The organism is Janthinobacterium sp. JC611, assembly GCF_018682595.1.
Classification (GTDB): Bacteria; Pseudomonadota; Gammaproteobacteria; order Burkholderiales; family Burkholderiaceae_D; genus Janthinobacterium.
Map to the genome: position 1 here is coordinate 29,186 of NZ_JAFLJN010000003.1, position 19,172 is coordinate 48,357.

Below are 19,172 nucleotides of genomic sequence, written 5' to 3' on the forward strand. Positions count from 1 at the left end.
TCTTCATCGGCCTTTTTTACGTCTGCAGGCACGAGTCCGTCTTCATTGCCGCTCAAGCCGGCGGCTGGAAGGCGCAGAAACCCGGCCACTGCTCGCGGCTGTCGCACACTTTCAGGCACCCTTTATCATCCTTGAAGGTGGCGACGACCTTGATGGGGAAGCCGTATTTCGGCGTGGTGGCCAGGAAGGCGGACGGGCAGCTTTGCTCGTTGCTGAAGCGGAAGGTGATTTCTTCGCGGCGGCCCTTGCGTTCAAAGCTCAGCATGAAGGTTTCATTGCTGTTCCACTGCGCCTTGCCCGGCACGCGGAAGCGGTAGCGCGGGCTGCCCGGCTGCTGGCCATCGAGTTTCTGGCCAAACACGCGGCTGCTGGCCGTGGCCGTTTCCACCTTGGCGATCGGATACGGCACGGCAAACATGTAGGTGCCCGCGAAGCCCTGGTCGAAGCCCAGGCCCTTCTGGTAAAACGGCACGACGATATGCGGCGCGCCCGCGTATTGCACGCTGTTGCGGGCCGTCACGCGCGACGTCAGCTGGTCATCGGGTTCTTTGCCAAAGACCACGTCCAGTTCCAGCAACGCTTGTTGCCTGTCGATCTCTTGCGCCAGATAATCCTGGGCGAATATTTCCCCGTGCACGCAGCCGGCCAGCAAGGAGGCGGCCAGGCAGCCGGCGATCAGTTTAGGGGGTGTCATGGCTGTTTTCCTTCCGGCGGCGTGGAACTGAGACCCAGGCCCGTCACTTGCCAGCCATTCTTGCCTTGTTTCCATTGAAATTGCTGGCCGAACCAGGCCAGTTCCAGTTCGCGCCGGATGCGGTGCGAATCCGTGCGGCCCTGGCGCGCCTTGATGGCGATACCGGCCTGCGTCCTGGCGGCATCCTCGAGTGGCTTGAACCAGCGCTGATACGTGTCGGGCGGCAAGGTCACGGCGCCGGCGATGCCATCGTCGCGCGTGGCGACGACAATCCCCACCTTCGTCAGCGCATTCGTCAGATAAGCGGCGCGGCGGTTGTCGGGCGAGATGGAGACCAGCATGGCTTGCGGATAGTCGCCGCTGACGCTGCCCGGCACGTCATACCACAGCAGTTCGCCCGTGTCCGTATCGAGCGCGCGGCCGTCGCGGGCAAACAGCAGTATTTCGCTGCGGCCCGGCTGCGGCACGCCCCATTCGGGGTCGCGTTCCGTGCGCACCATGTCGTCGCGCCGCAAAGGACTGACGGGGCGCATCAGCGGTTCGCCGTTCTGCACGCCGATCAATATCGTGCCCTGGCCCGTATAGCCCTTGGTGAACGCCAGCAGCATGGGCTGGCCTTCGCGCCTGGCCTTCAGGGGCCGCACTTCCACCACTTCGCGCGCGCCGCCGGGCCAATAGCCGTGCTGGCGGAAAGACAAGGTGACGAGCGGGTCGTGGCGGTCGCGCGTGACGACGAAGTCGCCGTATTGCCGCATCACCGGCACGTATGGCGATTGCGCCCGCGCGGCGGGCAAGATGGCGGCAAGCAAGCCGGCGGCGGTCGCCAGGCGGCATAAAGTGAGGGACAGCATGGCATCCTGAGGGAGTCGCACCAGGCGAAGGATGAGCATGATAGCCGATTCCCCCTCAGCAACACTGTCCGTTAGGAAACATCAACGGCGCTGGATTTCGATCAGCTCGATCTCGAACAGCTTCGGCCACAGTTTGCCCGTGACAAACAAGCGCTTGCCGCGCGCATCCCAGGCGATGCCGTTGAGCACGGCGTCGGGATTGGCCGTGCCCCGCTGGGCGGGCGGCAACAAGCCCGTCAGGTCGATCCAGCCGACAACCTTGCCGCTGGCCGGGTCGATGCGGGCGATCACGTCCGCGCCCCACACATTGGCAAACAATTCCCCGTCCACCATTTCCAGCTCGTTCAGGCGCTCGATGGGGCGGCCTTCCGCCTTCACCTCGACACGGCGCACTTCCATCAGGGTTTTCGGATTGAGCACGCGAATGGCGGCACTACCGTCGCTCATGTAGACGAATTGGCCGTCGCTGGCCAGGCCCCAGCCTTCGCCCGGGTAGCTGAATTTGCGCTTGAGCTTGAAGGTTTTCTGGTCAAACACATAGCCGGTCTGCGACATCCACGTCAAACCCAGGATGTCATCGCCCACGTCCGTGATGCCTTCGCCGAACACGCTCTTGTCCAGCATGGTTTTCTGTAAGACTTTACCGGTCGCCAGTTCCACCTTGCGCAAGGAAGACTGGCCATTCTGGCCCGTGCTTTCATACAAATGGCCGTCCTTGAACAGCAGTCCCTGGGTGAAGGCCTGGGGGTCGTGCGGATAGGTATTCTTGACAAAGTATCCATACACGGGAATGGCGGCCTGGGCGTAACCCATTTCGCTCATCAGGCCCATGGTGCATAGCAATCCCAGCAGCAGCGAGCCTGCCGCGCGCTTGAGTCTGACTTTTCCGGTGTTCTTCATATGCTTGACGGTGGTTGGCGAGCGCCTATTGTAATCGCCCGGGCTGCGCCATGCGCGCCCTGACGAGCTCCAGCCACGCGCGCGCGGCGAACGACAGCCGTCCTCCGCGCCGCCAGGCCAGCATCAAATTCCACTCCACGGGCGGGCCGGTCAGGGGAATGACGGCAAACTGCGACGGTTCCAGGGTGTCGCAATACATCTTCGGCAGCAGGCAAATGCCCACGCCCAGCCGCACCAGCGACGCGATGAAATCCCACTGGCCGCTGCGGCCCGTGATGCGCGGCGCGAAACCGGCCCGCTGGCAGGCGTCGAGCACGATATCGTTCAGGGCGAAGGTGGCGCCATAGAAGATGAAGGGACTGTCGGCCAGCTCGGCCAGGGCCACGGCAGCGCGTCCCTGCCACGGCGAGCCGGGCGCCGCCAGCAAGCACAGGGGCGAGCGCACGAGCGGCAGCGCCTCGAAATCCTGCCAGGTGGCCGCATTGCCCGGATAGTCGAGCATGGTGCCCAGTTCCACCGTGCCCGTGCGCAAGTCGCGCTCGATCGCTTGCGTGCCGCTCTCGTACATCTTCAGCTCGATGCCCGGATAGCGCTGGTGGTACTCGGCCAGCCATGGCGCCAGCGTGGAATGCGTTTGCGGCGACACGCCGACGCGCAGCTCGCCCCGTTCCAGCTGCTGGAGGTCGCGCAATTCCACCTTCAGTTCCGCGTGCAAGGCCAGCAGTTCATGCGCGCGCGACAGCACCACCTTGCCCGCGTCCGTCAGGGTAAAGCGCTTGCCCGCGCGGTCCAGCAAGGCCAGGTCCAGCGACTGTTCCAGTTGCTGGATCATCTTGCTGACGGTGGGCTGCGTCACATGCAGCCTGGCGGCCGCGCGCGTAAAACTGTTCTGCTCGACCACTTCGACGAAGTAGCGCAGGGAGCGGATATCCATGATGCATTCCAATATCGAATGATAATCATGAGTTTAAGTCATTTTATCTTTCGATGTGGGCTCACTACAATGAAAACCTCCCCCTGCCGTTTGAAAGCCCGCCGTGAAAGCCTTGCACTGTTCCACCGCCGCCCCGCCCTCCATCCCTGCCTGGCGCCAGCCCGCGCAGACCGTGTGGCAAGTGGGCGTGCTGATCGCCGCCTGGTGGCTGGCCGATGAAGCCGCTTCCGCCCTGCACCTGCCGTTTTCCGGCGGCGTCGTCGGCCTGTTCGTGCTGGTGGCCCTGCTGCTGGCGGGCTGGGTGCGTCCCGCCGCCATCGAACTGGGCGCGAACTGGCTGCTGGCCAACATGCTGCTGTTTTTTATCCCGCTCGTCGTCTCCGTGGTGCAATTTACGCAGCTGCTGAAGTCGCAAGGGCTGATGCTGTTCGTGAATATCGGCCTGGGCTTTGCCAGCGTGATGCTGGCCACGGCCTTCACCGTGGAATGGGTGTGCCGCCATGAGCGCAAGCTGCGCCTGCAAACACTGCGGCGCCAGCGCGCAGCCAGGGAGCAGGCATGAGCACCCTGCTCCTGTCCCTGCTGTTCTTGCTGCTGACCCTGGTCCTGTTCTACGCCAACCAGGCCGTGCACCGCCGCCATCCGCACTTCCTGCTCACGCCCGCCATCTGCACCTCGGCGATATTGATCGTCATCGTGCAGGCCACCTCGACGCCGTTCGCCACGTATTTCGGCGAGACGCGCTGGCTGCCATGGCTGCTGGGCCCGGCCACCATTGCGTTTGCGCTGCCCATCTTCCAGGAGCGCAAGCTGATCCGCAAGCACTGGCTGGCCCTGTCGCTGGGCAGCTGCGCCGGCATCGTGGCTTCGGTGGCCGCCACCCTGCTGCTGGACAGCGTGCTTGGCGTGCATGGCGACATGGCGCGCAGCCTGCTGGCCCGTTCCGTATCGACGCCGTTCGCGCTGGAAGCGTCGCGCCACATGGGCGGCTCGGCCCAGCTGACGGGCATCTTCGTCGTCATGACTGGCTTGTTCGGTCTGATGCTGGGCAAGCCGCTCTTGAAACTGCTGCCCTTGCGCATGCGCATCGCCCGCGGCGCCCCGTATGGCGCGGCCGCGCACGGCTTCGGCCTGTCCGTGGCGCGCCGCGTGGGCACGGAAGAAGGCGCCGTGGCCAGCCTGACGATGATATTCTCGGGCGTCGTGACGGTGCTGCTGGCGCCGCTGCTGGGCAGATTGTTGGGCTAACGGTCCACGGGGAAGGCCTTTATCGGGGATAATACGCCTTTCCCTATTCCAAGCAGCCGCGCCACGATGAAATACCCCGCAGTCCTTCCCTTCAGCGACATCCTGCCGCGCCTGCATGAATTCGATGCCATCATCGACGTGCGCAGCCCGTCCGAGTTCGCGGAAGACCATTTGCCGGGCGCCGTCAACCTGCCCGTGCTGGACGACGAGCAGCGCGTACGCGTCGGCACCCTATATAAACAGACCAGCGCCTTCGAGGCAAAGAAGCTGGGCGCGGCGCTGGTGGCCAAGAACATCGCGCGACATATCGAAGACGGTTTCCTCGGCCACCCGCAACACTGGAAACCGCTCGTCTACTGCTGGCGCGGCGGCAACCGCAGCGGCGCCATGGCGCACATCCTGGCGCGCATCGGCTGGCCCGTCACCCAGCTCGAAGGCGGCTACAAGGATTACCGGCGCCACGTGAACGCCGAACTGGCCACCCTGCCCCAGCGCTTCGACTTCATCAACGTGCTGTGCGGTCCCACGGGCAGCGGCAAGAGCCGTTTGCTGCAGGTGCTGGACCGCCAGGGCGCGCAAGTGATCGACCTGGAAGACCTGGCGGCCCACCGCGGCTCCGTGCTGGGCGGCTTGCCGGACGCGGACCAGCCGTCGCAAAAAGCGTTTGAAAGCGCGCTGTGGCAGCAACTGCGCACCTTCGACCCGGCGCTGCCCGTCTTCATCGAATCCGAAAGCAAGAAAGTGGGCCGGCTGCGCGTGCCCGACGCCCTGATGGAAAAGATGCGCGCGGCCACTTGCACCGACGTGCGTCTGGACCTCGGGGAGCGCGTGCAATTGCTGATGCAGGACTATGCGCATTTCGTCGGCGATCCGGCACGCCTGAATACGCAGCTGGCCCTGTTGACGCAGCTGCATGGCAAGGAGAAAATCGCCCACTGGCAGCAACTGGCCACGTCTGGCCGCATGGCCGAGCTGGTGGAACAGTTGCTGGTGCAGCATTACGATCCCGTCTACCGGCAATCGATCGCCCGCAACTTCAGCCGCTATGCCCAGGCGACGCCGCTGGTGCTGCCCGACATTTCAGAACATGCCTTTGAGCAAGCCGCGCGCGCATTATGTGCTATCGTCGGCGAACCCCGTGCCGCCAGCGCCGCGTAAGCGCCGGCGCAGCTTTTAATGACCTTTTTGAGCAGGATGACGACCATGTCCGATAGCGCAGCAACACCCAATACACCCATCCGCTTGACCGAATTTGCCCATGGCGGCGGCTGCGGCTGCAAGATCGCGCCCGGCGTGCTGGCCGACATCTTGAAGGGCAGCGGCGGCTTTCCCCTGCCGAAGGAATTGCTGGTTGGCATAGAAACCTCGGATGACGCGGCCGTCTACCAGCTCAACGATGAGCAGGCGCTGATCGCCACGACGGATTTCTTCATGCCCATCGTCGACGACCCGTTCGACTTCGGCCGCATCGCCGCCACCAACGCCATTTCCGACGTGTACGCCATGGGCGGCACGCCCATCATGGCGCTGGCCCTGGTCGGCATGCCGATCAACAAGCTGCCCGTGGAAACCATCGGCCTCATCTTGAAAGGCGGCGAAACCATCTGCGCCCAGGCCGGTATCCCCATCGCGGGCGGCCACACCATCGATTCCGTCGAACCGATCTATGGCCTGGTCGTGCTGGGCCTGGTGCACCCGTCGCAAGTGAAACGCAACGCGGGTGCGCGCGCCGGCGATAAACTGGTGTTGGGCAAGCCGATCGGCGTGGGCATCCTGTCGGCCGCGCTGAAAAAGAATGCGCTGGACGCGGATGGCTATGCCTCGCTGATCGCCAACACCACCAAATTGAATACCCCGGGCAAGAAACTGGCCCTGCTGGAAGGCGTGCACGCGCTGACGGACGTGACGGGCTTCGGCTTGCTCGGTCACACCCTGGAACTGGCGCGCGGCGCCAGGTTGCAGGCGCGCATCGCCATGGACGATGTGCCGCTGCTGCCGCAAGTGCAGCAACTGGCGCAGAATGGCAACATCACGGGTGCTTCCGGTCGCAACTGGCAGGGTTACGGCGCGCAAGTGGCGCTGTCCGACAGCCTGAGCGCCATCGACAAGGCGATCCTGACGGACCCGCAAACGGCCGGCCCCCTGCTGGTGGCCTGTGCGCCGGAAGCCGTCGAGCAAGTGCTGGCGATTTTCCGCGCCGAAGGCTTTGGCGACGCCGTCGTCATCGGCGAGATGCAGGATGGCAGTACCGGGATTTCCGTCATTTAATTCGTAACATTCAGAAAAGGTAAAAACATGAGCAACTTCTCCAAGTTCCCCGCCATCCTGGCCACCGTCGCCGCCACCCTGGCCATCCACAGCGGCCTGGCGCAGGCGCAGCAAGTATTGCGCGTGTCGGCCATCCCCGACGAAGCGCCGACGGAATTGCAGCGCAAGTTCAAGCCGCTGGGCAGCTACCTGGAGAAAAAGCTGGGCATGAAGGTGGAATTTACGCCCGTCACCGATTATGCGGCGTCCGTGGAAGGCTTGATCAATCACAAGCTCGACATGGTCTGGTTCGGCGGCTTTACCTTCGTGCAAGCGAACGTGCGCAGCGGCGGCAAGATCGTGCCGCTGGTGCAGCGCGAGGAAGACACGAAGTTCCGCTCGGTTTTTGTGACCACCAGCAAGGACATCAATCAATTGTCCGACCTGAAAGGCAAGAATTTCACGTTCGGCTCGGAATCGTCGACCTCCGGCCACTTGATGCCGCGTTACTACTTGCTGGCCGCCAAGATCAATCCGGACACGGACATGAAGCGCATCGCGTTTTCCGGTGCGCATGACGCCACCGTGGCGGCCGTGGCCGGCGGCAAGGTCGATGCGGGCACCTTGAACATTTCCGTGTGGGAAAAACTGGTGGAAGCGAAAAAAGTCGATCCCGCCAAGGTGCGCGTGTTCTACACGACGCCCGGCTACTACGATTACAACTGGAGCGTGCGCGCCGACATGAACCCCGTCGTGCGCAAGAAGCTGACGGACGCCTTCCTGGCGCTCGACGCATCCACGCCGGAAGGCAAGGAAATCCTCGAGTTGCAGCGCGCCACGAAGTTCATCCCCACCAAGGCCGAGAACTACAAGGATATCGAAGCGGCTGCGCGCGATGCCAAGTTGTTGAAGTAACTGCTGAAACTTGCCGGATGGCGTACTGCGGACGCATCCGGCACACTCCCCCACACCGAAACATCGCATGACATTCCAACTTCACAAGGTCAGCGTCCACCACGCGGGCGCCGCCGGCAATGCGCTGGCCCTGCGCGAGCTGGACCTGGACGTGGCCCAGGGCGAGCAGATCGCCCTGATCGGCCCTTCCGGCGCCGGCAAGACCAGCCTGCTGCACACCTTGGCCTGCGCGCTGCGCCCCGAGTCCGGCAGCTTGACCATCCTCGGCACGTCCCCCTGGCAACTAGCCAGCCGTGAACGCCACGCCTTGCGCGCGCGCCTGTTTCTCGCACCCCAGACGCCGCCCCTGCCGCCGCGCCAGCGCGTCGTCAACGCCGTGTTGGCGGGCCGGCTGCCGCAATGGAGCTTGTGGACGGCCCTCCGTTCGCTGCTGGCGCCCGTCGATCCGCGCGCCGCGTGGGAAGCCTTGGGCAAATTCAACCTGCAGGATAAACTGTATGCGCGGGTCGACCGCCTGTCCGGCGGCGAACGCCAGCGCTGCGGCATGGCCCGCGCACTGGTGTCGAATGCGCAAGTATTTCTCGTCGACGAGCCGCTCTCCGCACTCGACCCCACGCTCGCCTTGCAGACGATCCACGTGCTGCAGGCCGAAGCGACGGCGCGCAACGCCACCCTGATCTGCAGCCTGCACCAGGTGGAAATCGCGCGCGCCAGCTTTACGCGCATCGTCGCCCTGCGCGACGGCCAGGTCGTCTTCGACTTGCCTGCTAGCAAGGTCAGCGACGCCATGATAGAGCAGCTGTACCGCAACAAGGCCGATACGGCGCCGCAGTTCGAGGCCGTGGAGACGCAGCTGGACGCCGCGAGGCCCCTTTGCTGACGAGCACCACCATGCCGCGCGATCCCGCCTGGCGCGGCCGCCTGACCATCACGGCCGTGGTGCTGCTCGTGCTGTGGCCGATGCTGGTGCAGGCCGAGTTCAAGCCGTGGATCTTATGGGATGCGCAAAGCCTGGCGGCCACCTGGCAATTCCTGGCCAGCTTCGTGCCGCCCGCCCATTCGCTGGAATTCCTGCAACTGGTGGCCATTTCCAGCTGGGAAACCATTGCCATGGCCACGGCCGGCATGGCGCTGGCCATGCTGGGCGCCATCCCCTTGACCCTGCTGGTGACGGAGCGCCTGTCGATCTCGCGCATCGGCTCCGGCAAAGTGTCGCCCCTGGCCGCCAGCGTGCGCCATGCCGTGCGCGCCTTGCTGGTGCTGCTGCGCAGCGTGCCGGAACTGGTCTGGGCCTTGTTATTGGTGCGCATCGTCGGGCTGGGACCGACGGCGGGCGTGATCGCCATCGCCCTCACCTATTGCGGCATGCTGGGCAAGGTGTATGCGGAAATCCTCGAATCGTCGGACGCGTCGGCCTGCAACGCCCTGCTGCACAACGGCAGCGGCCGCCTGAAAGCCCTGCTGTACGGCGCCTTGCCCGAATCGGCCGCCGAACTCGTGTCGTACACGATCTACCGCTGGGAATGCGCGATCCGCGGCTCCGTCGTCATGGGCTTTGTCGGCGCGGGCGGCCTGGGCCAGCGCATGGATGAATCGATGAAGATGATGGCGGGCAATGAACTGGCCACCATGCTGATGGTCTTCGTGCTGCTGGTGGCGGGCGCCGACGCCGTCTCCGCCATGCTGCGCCGGAGGCTGGCATGAAGGGCGACACGGCCATGCTGCCCGTTTCCCCTCGCGTGCGCTGGTCCACCTGGGCCCTGCTGGCCGGGCTGTTGCTGCTGGTCGTCGCCAGCTTCGTCACGCTGCCCCTGAAATGGGGCGAGTTCTTCAGCGCCGACGCCGTGCGCACCACCGCCGACTTCCTGCACGGCTTCGCCCCGCCGGAGCTGTCCAGCCCCTTCCTCATGAAAGTGGGCGTGGCCACCTTCGAGACCTTGGCCATGTCGGCCATCGGCACGGTCATCGCGGCCGTCCTGGGCGCGCTGCTGGCCCTGCCCGCCAGCGGGCGCTTCGGCAACGTGGCGCGCAATACGACGCGCGGCGTCTTGAACGTGTTGCGCTCCATTCCCGAACTGGTGTGGGCCTCGATTTTGCTGATCGCCGCCGGCCTGGGCCCGTTCGCGGGCACCCTGGCGCTGGCCTTGCACACGGTGGGCGTGCTGGGCCGCTTGTTTGCCGATGCCTTCGAGAATTGCCCGCCCTTGCCGGCGGCGACCTTGCGCATCAACGGCGCGCGCCCCGCCGTGGCCTTCCTGTACGCGACCATGCCGCAATGCAGCCCGCAAATGATGTCCTACACGCTGTACCGCTGGGAAAACAATATCCGCGCCGCCGCCATCCTCGGCGTCGTCGGCGCGGGTGGCCTGGGGCAGATGCTGAAATACCATCTGTCGCTGTTCCAGATGCAGAACGCCGCCACCGTCATCGTCGCCATGTTGCTGATGGTGGCCGCCGTGGACGGCCTCAGCTACCTGCTGCGCCGCGCCATGACCCGTTAATTGTCACTTTTCACAAGGATTGCCCATGTCAGGCTGGTGGACCATTATCTCGACAGAAACGCAGGCAGCATCACCGTGCATCCGCAGCGCATCGCCGCGTGCGCGCCGGAACAACCATTGACCATCGAAGTGTGGGACCAGTCATGACGCAAGCGTTGATCATTCGCAAGGAAACCGCAGCCGACATCGATGCCATCGACCGGGTCACGCGCGACGCCTTTCTGCATGCGGAACACACGGAACATACGGAACAGTTCATCGTCAAGGCCTTGCGCGACGCGGGCGCCCTGAGCGTGTCGCTGGTGGCCGAACTGGAAGGCGCCATCATCGGCCATGTGGCCGCCTCGCCCGTCAGCATCAGCGACGGCACGCCGCGCTGGTATGGGCTGGGTCCCGTTTCCGTTGCCCCTGGTCATCAGCAACAGGGCGTGGGCAGGCAGCTCATCGGGCGATTGCTGGACGACTTGCGCCAGCTGGGCGCGGCTGGCTGCGTGGTGCTGGGCAACCCTGCGTATTACGGGCGTTTCGGCTTCCGCGCGGACGCTGCCTTGGTCCTGCCCGGCGTGCCGGCCGAGTATTTCCAGGCGCTGCGCCTGGCGGGGCCATCAGCAACTGGCACCGTGCACTACCACCGCGCATTTGAAGCCAAAAACTAGGCAAAGTTTTACCCGCATACAACACTGCGGCAGATACGGTACCGGCCAGGCAGCGATGCTGTTAATATTGCCAAATACTTAAATGACTGGCGCCATCCCATGGACAAGCGCCACGCCATTCAAGCATGAAGGACGTATTTCCCGCTTATGCGGCCACCCTTGCATGGAATTGCCGGCACCATGAAAAAATTGTTTTTTGGTATCACCACCGCCTGCTGCGGGCTGTTCAGCAACGCCAGCGCCGCCCCCGTCGAAGACTTTATCGGCACCTGGAAACTGGCACGCACCACCGTGCCGAACTATATCGTCATCAAGCACGATGGCGAGCGGCTCGTGGCCCTGCGCTACTCGCGCAATGTCCTCACCAGCAAGATCGTCGAACGGCGCTTTCCCGCCAGCTATGCGAACGGCGACGTGACCATCGCCGCGGGCGAGACCGTCATCGAAGCGCGCAGCGTGAACGACGTGGCGACCGTCACGATGCTGGCGGAAGCGTACAAGAAGATTTCCTCGTCCACGGACGCGCCCACCAGTTAAGGAATGTCGCAGATTTGAAGAATATTACTGTCCGCAGCACCGACGACGCCGACTGGCCGGCCCTGAAAGCCACGCGCCTGGCCGCCCTGCTCGACGCCCCCACGGCCTTCGGCGCCAGCCATGCCAGCGCGGCCGCTTTTTCCGACACCGACTGGCAGCAGCGCGCCATCAGCACGCCGCAGCGCACGTTTTTCCTTGCCTTCGATGGAGAGCAGCCGATCGGCCTGGCCGCGCAAGTGGTGGCCGCCGATGGTGTATGCCACCTGATCGCCATGTGGGTACATCCCGAATATCGGGGCCTGGATGTGGCGCGCAAGCTCGTCGGTGCCGTGAAACAATGCGCCGTCGACAACGGCCATCCTCGGCTGGTGCTCGACGTGGCGCCGGAGAACACCCGCGCGGCCGCGTTTTACCAGAAACAGGGCTTTGTCTTTTTACCGGAATGGGAAGCGCTGGAAAGCCATCCGCATATCCAGGTGCAGAAGATGGAATGGCGGGCGGCGGCATTGAGGTAAATACAGAGGCGCATAGTGTAGAAAAACAGCGGTTTCAAGCATTCCATTTATCCCGATGGACATCCTGTCCAAAAAACCTGCCCGCATCTGTGTTTTTTTCTACACTCACGTTTTCACTGATGAGTAGAAAGATAGCATATGCGTGCAATCCAAAAAGCTGGTCTTCTGCTGTGTTTATACGGCGCCGCGGTACAAGCTTACGCGGATACCGATCAAGCCGTGGAACCATCCAGGCAGGATGCGGCGGCGTCCGTCAATGTCAAAGGCATCCGCGATCCGGATTGGAAGCCCTACAGCGCCATGCTCAAGGGCGTCAAACGCTTCGAGGAAAAGCACGGCCTGGCGCCCGGCGCCGAATTACGCTTCATCCTGGAGCCGCGCCGTGCCGATGTCGACATGCACGCCATCGCGCTCAGGCTGGAAAGCGACGAGGCGGGTATGGCGATACCGCTGGGAGAGCGCAATATCTTCACCCTGCCCGTCGAACAGGGTCCGCTGTATGACAAGGCCGAGCTGACCGTGAACCGCAAGGCGGGGTCGGTCAGGTGGATACCCTACGTCAGGAGCACGGCCACCAGCGACACGCTGCGCCGCCTGGGCGACCTGCGGCTGGCGTGCGAGGTCCATTGGGCCATCGACAAGGAAACCCTGCCTTTCGCCATGCGCACGGCGATGAGCGCCATGGGCGGGCCGTGCAATTTCGTGTCGCACAAGGGCACCTACAGCTTTGCCGAAGCGCGGCGCATCACGGCCGCGACGATCAGTTTTAATGGCAAAAGCGCGCCCGTGCCCTTCAGCGGCGCATCGTTCACGCCGCCGCTGCGGGAGCAGGACTGGAGCGACGACAGCGTGGTCGAACTGACGTTCGACAATGATTAGCCTGGCCGCCACGAAAAGATACGGGCATCATATTGAAAATGAGAAGCATCATATTCTTTGCAATCGTGATCGGCATCATGTCGCCTTCATTCGCCCGGACTGGCAAGACGGCCAATTGCGGTATCGACGATATCGAACAATGCATGGCATCGGACGGCGCATCGTTGGTTCGCGCCATCCAAAAAGAGTTGCCTGATGTATTACAAATGCCATCCGACGGCAAAGTTCCGGCATTCACGACAGTTGAAGTCAATTCAGCGGCATCCGAAACAGCGCTGTCCATGGCATTGGCGCGCGCGTGGAAACGAAGCTTTATAGAAAAAGGGGTGGATAACGCAAAGGGCGCGCTACTGGCCTGCCAGCGCGAGACTTCGCTGCTGCTGACCGTGCCATTTATGCGCAGCGAAGGCCAGCAGGCACACTGCTTCAGATTTTAAGGCCGTGCACCTTGCATCCACTGTCCTGACATAGCGCGGCGACGACGCTTTCCCATTCGTTCGCCACCAGCCAGGTCAACAATTTCAGCAGTTATTTCACCCGCTGCTTTTCCAGCTTGCGCGCCAGCGTGCGCCGGTGCATGCCCAGGCGACGTGCCGTTTCCGAGATATTGAAATCCGTCTCGGCCAGCATTTCGTGGATGCGTTCCCATTCCAGGGTCTTGATGTTGGTGGCGCGGTTCGTCAGTTCGATGTCCGCGTTGCCGGCCACGTGGCCGAAGGCCGCTTCGATGTCGTCCGTGTTCGACGGCTTGGCCAGGTACTGGCAGGCGCCCAGCTTGATCGCTTCGACGGCCGTGCCGATGCTGGCGTAGCCCGTCAGCACGACGATCAGCATCTCCGGGTCGTGCTGGTGCAGCATCTGCACGCAGGCCAGGCCCGACGTGTTGCCGTTGAGCTTTAAGTCGACGACGGCATAGTCGGGGCAATGCTGTTCCAGCAAGGCGCTCGCCTCGTCGAAATTGGTGGCCAGGATGACCTGGTAGCCGCGCCGCTCGAACGAGCGGCCCAGGGTGCGGGCAAACGCGGCGTCGTCTTCCACGATCAGTAACAGACGTTCATCCTGCATGGTGGTCGCTTTCTCTTTCCAGTTTGATGGCCGCCAGCGGCAAGGCCAGGTGCACCACCGCCCCGCCCTGCACCCTGTTGCGCGCCGTCACCGTACCGCCCAGGGTACGCGCGACATTCACCACCAGGAACAGTCCAAGTCCGCCGCCGGGTTTGCCCTTGCTGCTTTGATACGGCTTGCCCAGGTGCGTCAGCATCGACGGCTCGAAGCCGGGGCCCGCATCGGTGATGACCAGGTGCAAGGCGTCCGCTTCGCGCGTCGCTTCGAAGCGCAGCCAGTCGGGCGACGCTTCCAGCGCATTGTCGAGCACATTGCAAATCGTTTGTTTCAGGGTCGAATCGAAGACGACGGGAACGTCGTGCTCGATGCGGTTATCGTACTCGAAACCCTGGATCGGGCGGCTGACGCGCCACTCGTCGACAAGGTCGTTGAGGAAGGTATTGATCGTCGTTTTCACCGACGATTCGCCGCGCGCCTCGCCCGCCGACAGCAGGATGCCGCTGACGATGCTCTTGCAGCGCTGCAACTGCGCCTGCATTTCCGTGATTTCTTCCAGTAATTCGCTGTTCTTGCTCAGTTCCGGCATGCGGCGCCAGTCGCCGAGGATGACGGAGAGCGTGGCCAGCGGCGTGCCCAGCTCGTGCGCGGCGCCCGAGGCAAGCAAGCCCATGCGGACGATGTGCTCCTCTTCCGCCGCGCGCTGGCGCAAGTCGGCCACCTTGGCGTCGCCGGCGCGCTGGTTGCGGTTGATGCGCGTAATAAAGACCACCAGCAAGGCGGCGTTCAGGATGAAACAGATCAGCAAGCCTTGCACGTACAGGCTGGAAAAGCCCCGCTCGGGGTCGATCGGCAGGATCAAGGGGCCGGGCAGCACGGCCAGGCCGGCCAGGCACAGGCTGGTGATGGCCACCATGATCCACGTCGACCACACTTCCAGCAGCACGGCGCTGAGAATGACTTGCAGCAGATACAGGAAGGCGAACGGGTTGCTGATGCCGCCGCTCAGGTACAGCTGGGCCGTCAGTACGGTGACGTCGACCAGCAGGGCGAGGAACAGCGCCGTGTTGGAGACGGGCTGGCGCTCGTGCCAGCGCAGCAGGCTGGCCAAATTAAAAGCGATGAGGCAGGACAGCACTTCGAGCATGTAGGGCACGGGCAAGGCGATGCCCAGTCCCACGCCGACGCCGAAGATGGTGCTGATCTGGCCGATGACGGCCAGCCAGCGCAACTGGATCAGCAGCTTCATGTTCTGGTGGCCGGCCGGGTGTTCCATCTCGGCCGCCACCGCACCGCGCTCCAGCACTTCGCGGTTGGGCAGGATCTCAATCCTGCCCGGCATGGTCGCTTTCTTGCGTATTGTTGGCCGCGGCGCGGCGCGCGCGGCGCTTGTGGTCCTGGCGCACGATCCACCAACTGATGCCGGCCACCATCAAGGCCAGCGCGAACCACGTCAAGGCGTACACGAGGTGGTTGTTGTGGAAGGAAATCACGGTCAGGCCGCCGACGGGGGCGTCGCTGGCCGTTTCCGACTTTGCCTTCGCATCGACGAAGTATGGCGCCACGTTGGTGAGCATGTGCGAGGCGCCGATGGCGGCCACGTCGCGCGAATACCAGTGCTGCGTGGCGGGACTGTTTTCGCGCAGGAAACCGCCGCCCGTCTCGCTGATGCGCAGCAAGCCGTCGACCTCGACGATGCCGGCCGGCGTGCCGGCGGCGATGCCTGCGCGTTTCGGCACGAAGCCGCGGTTGACCAGCACCGTGCTGCCATCGGCCAGGCGCAATGGCGTCACCAGCCAATAACCGCTGCCCAGTGCCGTCGTTGCTTGCACCAGGGTATTGAAAATGGGGAGATACGTACCGGAGAGTCGCACGTGGCGGTATTCATCCGTTTGAGGCGTCATGCTGGCCCAGGCTGCGGGTCCAGGTGCGTCCGTTGCGGGCGCATGTACGCGTTGTTCGACGCGCTCGATCAGGTCAAGCTTCCAGAACAGGCGCTTGACTTGCCAGGTGCCCAGGGCACAGAAACCGGCAAACAAGATCCCCGCCAGCAAGGCCAGTGCAATTTTTGAATAATGCACAGCCATGCCGCGTGGGCCTGGCGCGGCATCTTGCGATGCGGCGCCAGGGGCGCGCCCGGTGTTGCTTGGGCGCGTATTACTCATCATGGAGCCGTTTTCACATGCATGTACTCAGGCATCAGGTCCGGCATCATGTTGTGGTTCATGTGGTACATGACCCACAGGGAACCGGCCATGGCGATGCCCACGATCATGATCGTGAAGATCAGCGCCATCATGTTCCAGCCGCCCTCGGACTTGGTGTTCATGTGCAGGAAGTACACCATGTGTACCACCACTTGAACCGCCGCGAACGCCAGCAGGACCAGGCCCATGGTGCCCGAGTTGGTGATGGCTTTCGTCATCACCAGCCAGAAAGGAATGGCCGTCAGGATCACCGACAGGATGAAGCCGATGGCGTAGCTTTTCAGGCTGCCATGGTCGTGATGGTCATGGTGGTGGCTATCGCCGTGTGTGTGGTGGTCGCTCATGGCAGCACTCCCATCAGGTAGACAAAGGTGAAGACGCCGATCCAGATGACGTCCAGGAAGTGCCAGAACAGCGACAGGCACATCATGCGACGGCCGTTTTCCGGGGTCAGGCCATGCTTGTTCAACTGGAACATCAAGGTCACGAGCCAGATCACGCCGAACGTCACGTGCAAGCCGTGGGTGCCGACCAGGGCGAAGAACGACGACAGGAACGCGCTGCGCTGCGGACCGGCGCCTTCGTGGATCAGATGAATGAATTCATACATTTCCAGCGACAGGAAGGCCAGGCCGAACAGGCCCGTGATGCCCAGCCAGACCAGGGTGCTGCGCAATTGCTTGCGCTGCATGGCCAGCATGGCGAAGCCGTAGGTGATCGACGACAGCAGCAGCATGGCCGTGTTGACGGCCACCAGCGGCAGGTCGAACAGCGCGGCGCCCGTCGGGCCGTCCGCGTAGCTGCGGCCGACCACGGCGTACGTGGCGAACAGACAGGCGAAGATCAGGCAATCGCTCATCAGGTAGAGCCAGAAACCCAGCAAGCTGCCGTTTTCCGGGTGGTGCTCGCGCACAAAGTAGCTGCGCGTGCTTGGTGCGGCGCCAGCGGCGCCGGTGTTATGGGCGATGGTATCAGACATGGCTGCTCAGCAATTTAGTATAAGCGTCTTCGGTACGGACCACTTCTTCCGCAGGAATGTAGTAATCGCGCTTGTAGTTAAAGGTATGGACGATGATGGTAATCATCATGATCACGAAGCCAACGCTGGCGACGAGCCACATTTGCCAGATCAGGCCAAAACCGACCAGTGCGGACAGTGCGGCGATCACGAAACCGGCCCAGGTGTTCTTCGGCATGTGGATCTTCGTGAAACCGGACGTCGGACGCTGGTAACCGTGTTTCTTCATGTCGGTCCATGCATCGAGTTCGTGCACTTGCGGCGTGAAGGCGAAATTATAGTCTGGCGGTGGCGACGACGTTGCCCACTCCAGCGTACGGCCGCCCCATGGGTCGCCGGTCACGTCGCGCAGGGCGTGACGGTTGCGGAAACTCACGTAGAACTGCATCAGCAGCGAGCCGATGCCCAGCGCGATCGAGACGGCGCCAAACCAGGCGATGATGGTCCAGATTTGCAGGGATGGATCTTCAAAGTGGTTGACACGACGGGTCACGCCCATCAGGCCCAGCACGTACAGCGGCATGAAGGCCAGGTAGAAGCCGACGAACCAGAACCAGAACGAGCACTTGCCCCAGAACGTGTCGAGCTTGTAACCGAAGGCTTTCGGGAACCAGTAGTTGATTGCAGCAAACACACCAAAGACCACGCCGCCGATAATCACGTTATGGAAGTGGGCGATCAGGAACAGGCTGTTGTGCAGCACGAAGTCCGCCGGTGGCACGGCCAGCAATACGCCGGTCATGCCGCCGATGGTGAAGGTGACCATGAAACCGATCGTCCACAGCATCGGCAACTCAAAACGGATACGGCCGCGGTACATGGTAAACAGCCAGTTGAAGATCTTCGCGCCCGTTGGGATCGAAATGATCATCGTCGTGATGCCGAAGAAGGAGTTGACGCTGGCGCCCGAACCCATGGTGAAGAAGTGATGCAGCCATACCAGGTACGACAGGATCATGATGACGCAGGTGGCGTACACCATCGAGGCGTAGCCGAACAGGCGCTTGCTGCTGAAGGTGGCGACGACTTCCGAGAACACGCCGAACAGCGGCAGGATCAGGATGTAGACCTCAGGGTGGCCCCAGATCCAGATCAGGTTGACGTACATCATGGCGTTGCCGCCCAGTTCCGTCGTGAAGAAGTTAAAGCCGGCGACGCGGTCCAGCGACAGCATGGCCAATACAGCCGTCAGCACCGGGAAGGCGGCGACGATCAGAATGTTGGTGCACAGTGCGGTCCAGGTGAAGACCGGCATTTTCATCCAGGTCATGCCAGGCGCGCGCATCTTGACGATGGTGGCGATCAGGTTGACACCAGACAATAGCGTCCCGACCCCGGCAATCTGCAGGGACCAGATGTAATAGTCTACCCCCACATCCGGACTGCCGACGATGCCCGACAGCGGTGGATACGCCAGCCAGCCCGTGCGGGCGAATTCGCCGACGAACAGCGAAGCCATGACCAGGACGGCGCCCATGGTCGTCATCCAGAAGCTGAAGTTGTTGAGGAAAGGGAAAGCCACGTCGCGCGCGCCGATTTGCAGCGGCACCACGTAGTTCATCAGACCCGTCACGAAAGGCATCGCGACGAAGAAGATCATGATCACGCCGTGGGCGGTGAAGATCTGGTCGTAGTGATGCGGTGGCAGGAAGCCGGCATTGTCGCCAAAGGCGATCGCCTGCTGGGTACGCATCATGAGCGCGTCGGCAAAGCCGCGCAACAGCATGACGAGGCCCAGGATCATGTACATGATACCGATTTTTTTATGGTCGATACTGGTGATCCAGTCGCGCCACAGGGTACCCCAGACGCGGAAATATGTCAGTGCCGCAACGAGTGCGATACCGCCCAGGGCAACCATGGCAAAGGTCACCAGCAGGATAGGTTCGTGAAATGGAATTGCATCCCAAGTCAGACGGCCGAATATAAGCTTCGTCAGATCAATATGGTCTAGCATTGTTACTCTCAGAGAAAAAAGGGAGGCGCCAGGCAAACGGCGCCAGTATCT

The 19,172-nt window shown here is 62.9% G+C and carries 23 protein-coding genes; 13 read left to right on the forward strand and 10 right to left on the reverse strand.

All coding sequences use genetic code 11. The annotated features are described in order from the left end of the window. Positions 1-52: 52 nt before the first annotated feature. From J0O65_RS03025 to J0O65_RS03040, 4 genes are all read right to left on the reverse strand, one after another. On the reverse strand, positions 53-694 hold the full coding sequence (locus J0O65_RS03025; RefSeq protein WP_215404006.1) for a hypothetical protein: 642 nt from the start codon (positions 692-694) through the stop codon (positions 53-55). Then, the gene (locus J0O65_RS03030) at positions 691-1,545 is read right to left on the reverse strand and encodes a hypothetical protein (RefSeq protein ID WP_215404008.1); all 855 of its coding nucleotides are present in this window, start codon (positions 1,543-1,545) and stop codon (positions 691-693) included. The genes J0O65_RS03025 and J0O65_RS03030 overlap by 4 nt, the downstream gene beginning before the upstream one ends. A gap of 81 nt (positions 1,546-1,626) precedes the next feature. Then, positions 1,627-2,445 (reverse strand): glutaminyl-peptide cyclotransferase, encoded by an 819-nt coding sequence (locus J0O65_RS03035; RefSeq protein ID WP_215404010.1) that lies wholly within the window; start codon positions 2,443-2,445, stop codon positions 1,627-1,629. Positions 2,446-2,470: 25 nt separating this feature from the next. Next, the gene (locus tag J0O65_RS03040) at positions 2,471-3,379 is read right to left on the reverse strand and encodes a LysR family transcriptional regulator (protein ID WP_215404012.1); all 909 of its coding nucleotides are present in this window, start codon (positions 3,377-3,379) and stop codon (positions 2,471-2,473) included. Between the two features lie 103 nt (positions 3,380-3,482). Here J0O65_RS03040 and J0O65_RS03045 point away from each other — a divergent pair, with 103 nt between their 5' ends. The 13 genes from J0O65_RS03045 to J0O65_RS03105 all read left to right on the forward strand — a co-directional run bounded on the left by J0O65_RS03045 (position 3,483) and on the right by J0O65_RS03105 (position 13,314). Then, entirely contained in the window at positions 3,483-3,941 is a 459-nt protein-coding gene (locus J0O65_RS03045) for a CidA/LrgA family protein (RefSeq protein ID WP_215404014.1), read from the forward strand. Next, complete coding sequence (locus J0O65_RS03050; protein WP_215404016.1) at positions 3,938-4,627, forward strand: LrgB family protein; 690 nt, start codon at positions 3,938-3,940, stop codon at positions 4,625-4,627. The genes J0O65_RS03045 and J0O65_RS03050 overlap by 4 nt, the downstream gene beginning before the upstream one ends. A 66-nt stretch (positions 4,628-4,693) precedes the next feature. Next, positions 4,694-5,785, forward strand: a complete 1,092-nt coding sequence (gene mnmH, locus J0O65_RS03055; RefSeq protein WP_215404018.1) for a tRNA 2-selenouridine(34) synthase MnmH — start codon at positions 4,694-4,696, stop codon at positions 5,783-5,785. A 45-nt stretch (positions 5,786-5,830) separates the two neighbouring features. Continuing rightward, positions 5,831-6,895, forward strand: coding sequence for a selenide, water dikinase SelD (selD, locus tag J0O65_RS03060; protein ID WP_215404020.1), 1,065 nt, complete (start codon positions 5,831-5,833; stop codon positions 6,893-6,895). Positions 6,896-6,922: 27 nt separating this feature from the next. Next, the gene (locus J0O65_RS03065; RefSeq protein WP_215404022.1) at positions 6,923-7,789 is read left to right on the forward strand and encodes a putative selenate ABC transporter substrate-binding protein; all 867 of its coding nucleotides are present in this window, start codon (positions 6,923-6,925) and stop codon (positions 7,787-7,789) included. A 67-nt stretch (positions 7,790-7,856) separates the two neighbouring features. Next, positions 7,857-8,669, forward strand: coding sequence for a phosphonate ABC transporter ATP-binding protein (locus tag J0O65_RS03070; protein WP_215404024.1), 813 nt, complete (start codon positions 7,857-7,859; stop codon positions 8,667-8,669). A gap of 11 nt (positions 8,670-8,680) precedes the next feature. Beyond that, a complete protein-coding gene (locus tag J0O65_RS03075; protein WP_215404026.1) occupies positions 8,681-9,493 on the forward strand; it encodes a PhnE/PtxC family ABC transporter permease in 813 nt (270 codons plus the stop codon). Next, complete coding sequence (phnE, locus tag J0O65_RS03080) at positions 9,490-10,290, forward strand: phosphonate ABC transporter, permease protein PhnE (protein ID WP_215404028.1); 801 nt, start codon at positions 9,490-9,492, stop codon at positions 10,288-10,290. The genes J0O65_RS03075 and phnE overlap by 4 nt, the downstream gene beginning before the upstream one ends. 143 nt (positions 10,291-10,433) lie before the next feature. Beyond that, positions 10,434-10,946, forward strand: coding sequence for a GNAT family N-acetyltransferase (locus J0O65_RS03085; RefSeq protein ID WP_215404030.1), 513 nt, complete (start codon positions 10,434-10,436; stop codon positions 10,944-10,946). A 180-nt stretch (positions 10,947-11,126) separates the two neighbouring features. Continuing rightward, a complete protein-coding gene (locus J0O65_RS03090) occupies positions 11,127-11,483 on the forward strand; it encodes a hypothetical protein (protein WP_215404032.1) in 357 nt (118 codons plus the stop codon). Positions 11,484-11,497: 14 nt separating this feature from the next. Continuing rightward, on the forward strand, positions 11,498-11,998 hold the full coding sequence (locus tag J0O65_RS03095; protein WP_215404034.1) for a GNAT family N-acetyltransferase: 501 nt from the start codon (positions 11,498-11,500) through the stop codon (positions 11,996-11,998). A 219-nt stretch (positions 11,999-12,217) separates the two neighbouring features. Further along, positions 12,218-12,877, forward strand: coding sequence for a hypothetical protein (locus tag J0O65_RS03100; RefSeq protein WP_215404036.1), 660 nt, complete (start codon positions 12,218-12,220; stop codon positions 12,875-12,877). Between the two features lie 38 nt (positions 12,878-12,915). Continuing rightward, a complete protein-coding gene (locus tag J0O65_RS03105; RefSeq protein ID WP_215404038.1) occupies positions 12,916-13,314 on the forward strand; it encodes a hypothetical protein in 399 nt (132 codons plus the stop codon). 91 nt (positions 13,315-13,405) lie between these two features. Here J0O65_RS03105 and J0O65_RS03110 read toward each other — a convergent pair whose 3' ends face one another. The 6 genes from J0O65_RS03110 to cyoB are packed head-to-tail and all read right to left on the reverse strand — an operon-like array spanning position 13,406 to position 19,121. After that, entirely contained in the window at positions 13,406-13,942 is a 537-nt protein-coding gene (locus J0O65_RS03110) for a response regulator transcription factor (protein WP_076568590.1), read from the reverse strand. Continuing rightward, the gene (locus J0O65_RS03115; RefSeq protein ID WP_215404040.1) at positions 13,932-15,281 is read right to left on the reverse strand and encodes an ATP-binding protein; all 1,350 of its coding nucleotides are present in this window, start codon (positions 15,279-15,281) and stop codon (positions 13,932-13,934) included. The genes J0O65_RS03110 and J0O65_RS03115 overlap by 11 nt, the downstream gene beginning before the upstream one ends. After that, positions 15,265-16,107 (reverse strand): SURF1 family protein, encoded by an 843-nt coding sequence (locus J0O65_RS03120; protein ID WP_215404042.1) that lies wholly within the window; start codon positions 16,105-16,107, stop codon positions 15,265-15,267. The genes J0O65_RS03115 and J0O65_RS03120 overlap by 17 nt, the downstream gene beginning before the upstream one ends. After that, positions 16,104-16,490 carry a cytochrome o ubiquinol oxidase subunit IV gene (gene cyoD / locus J0O65_RS03125; protein WP_215404044.1) on the reverse strand — a complete coding sequence of 129 codons (387 nt, stop codon included), beginning with the start codon at positions 16,488-16,490 and terminating at the stop codon, positions 16,104-16,106. Before cyoD ends, J0O65_RS03120 begins: the two co-directional genes overlap by 4 nt. After that, positions 16,487-17,125, reverse strand: a complete 639-nt coding sequence (cyoC, locus tag J0O65_RS03130; RefSeq protein ID WP_034788486.1) for a cytochrome o ubiquinol oxidase subunit III — start codon at positions 17,123-17,125, stop codon at positions 16,487-16,489. Before cyoC ends, cyoD begins: the two co-directional genes overlap by 4 nt. Then, positions 17,118-19,121: a cytochrome o ubiquinol oxidase subunit I gene (gene cyoB / locus J0O65_RS03135; protein WP_215404046.1), complete on the reverse strand. Its 2,004-nt coding sequence runs from the start codon at positions 19,119-19,121 to the stop codon at positions 17,118-17,120. Before cyoB ends, cyoC begins: the two co-directional genes overlap by 8 nt. Positions 19,122-19,172 lie beyond the last annotated feature (51 nt).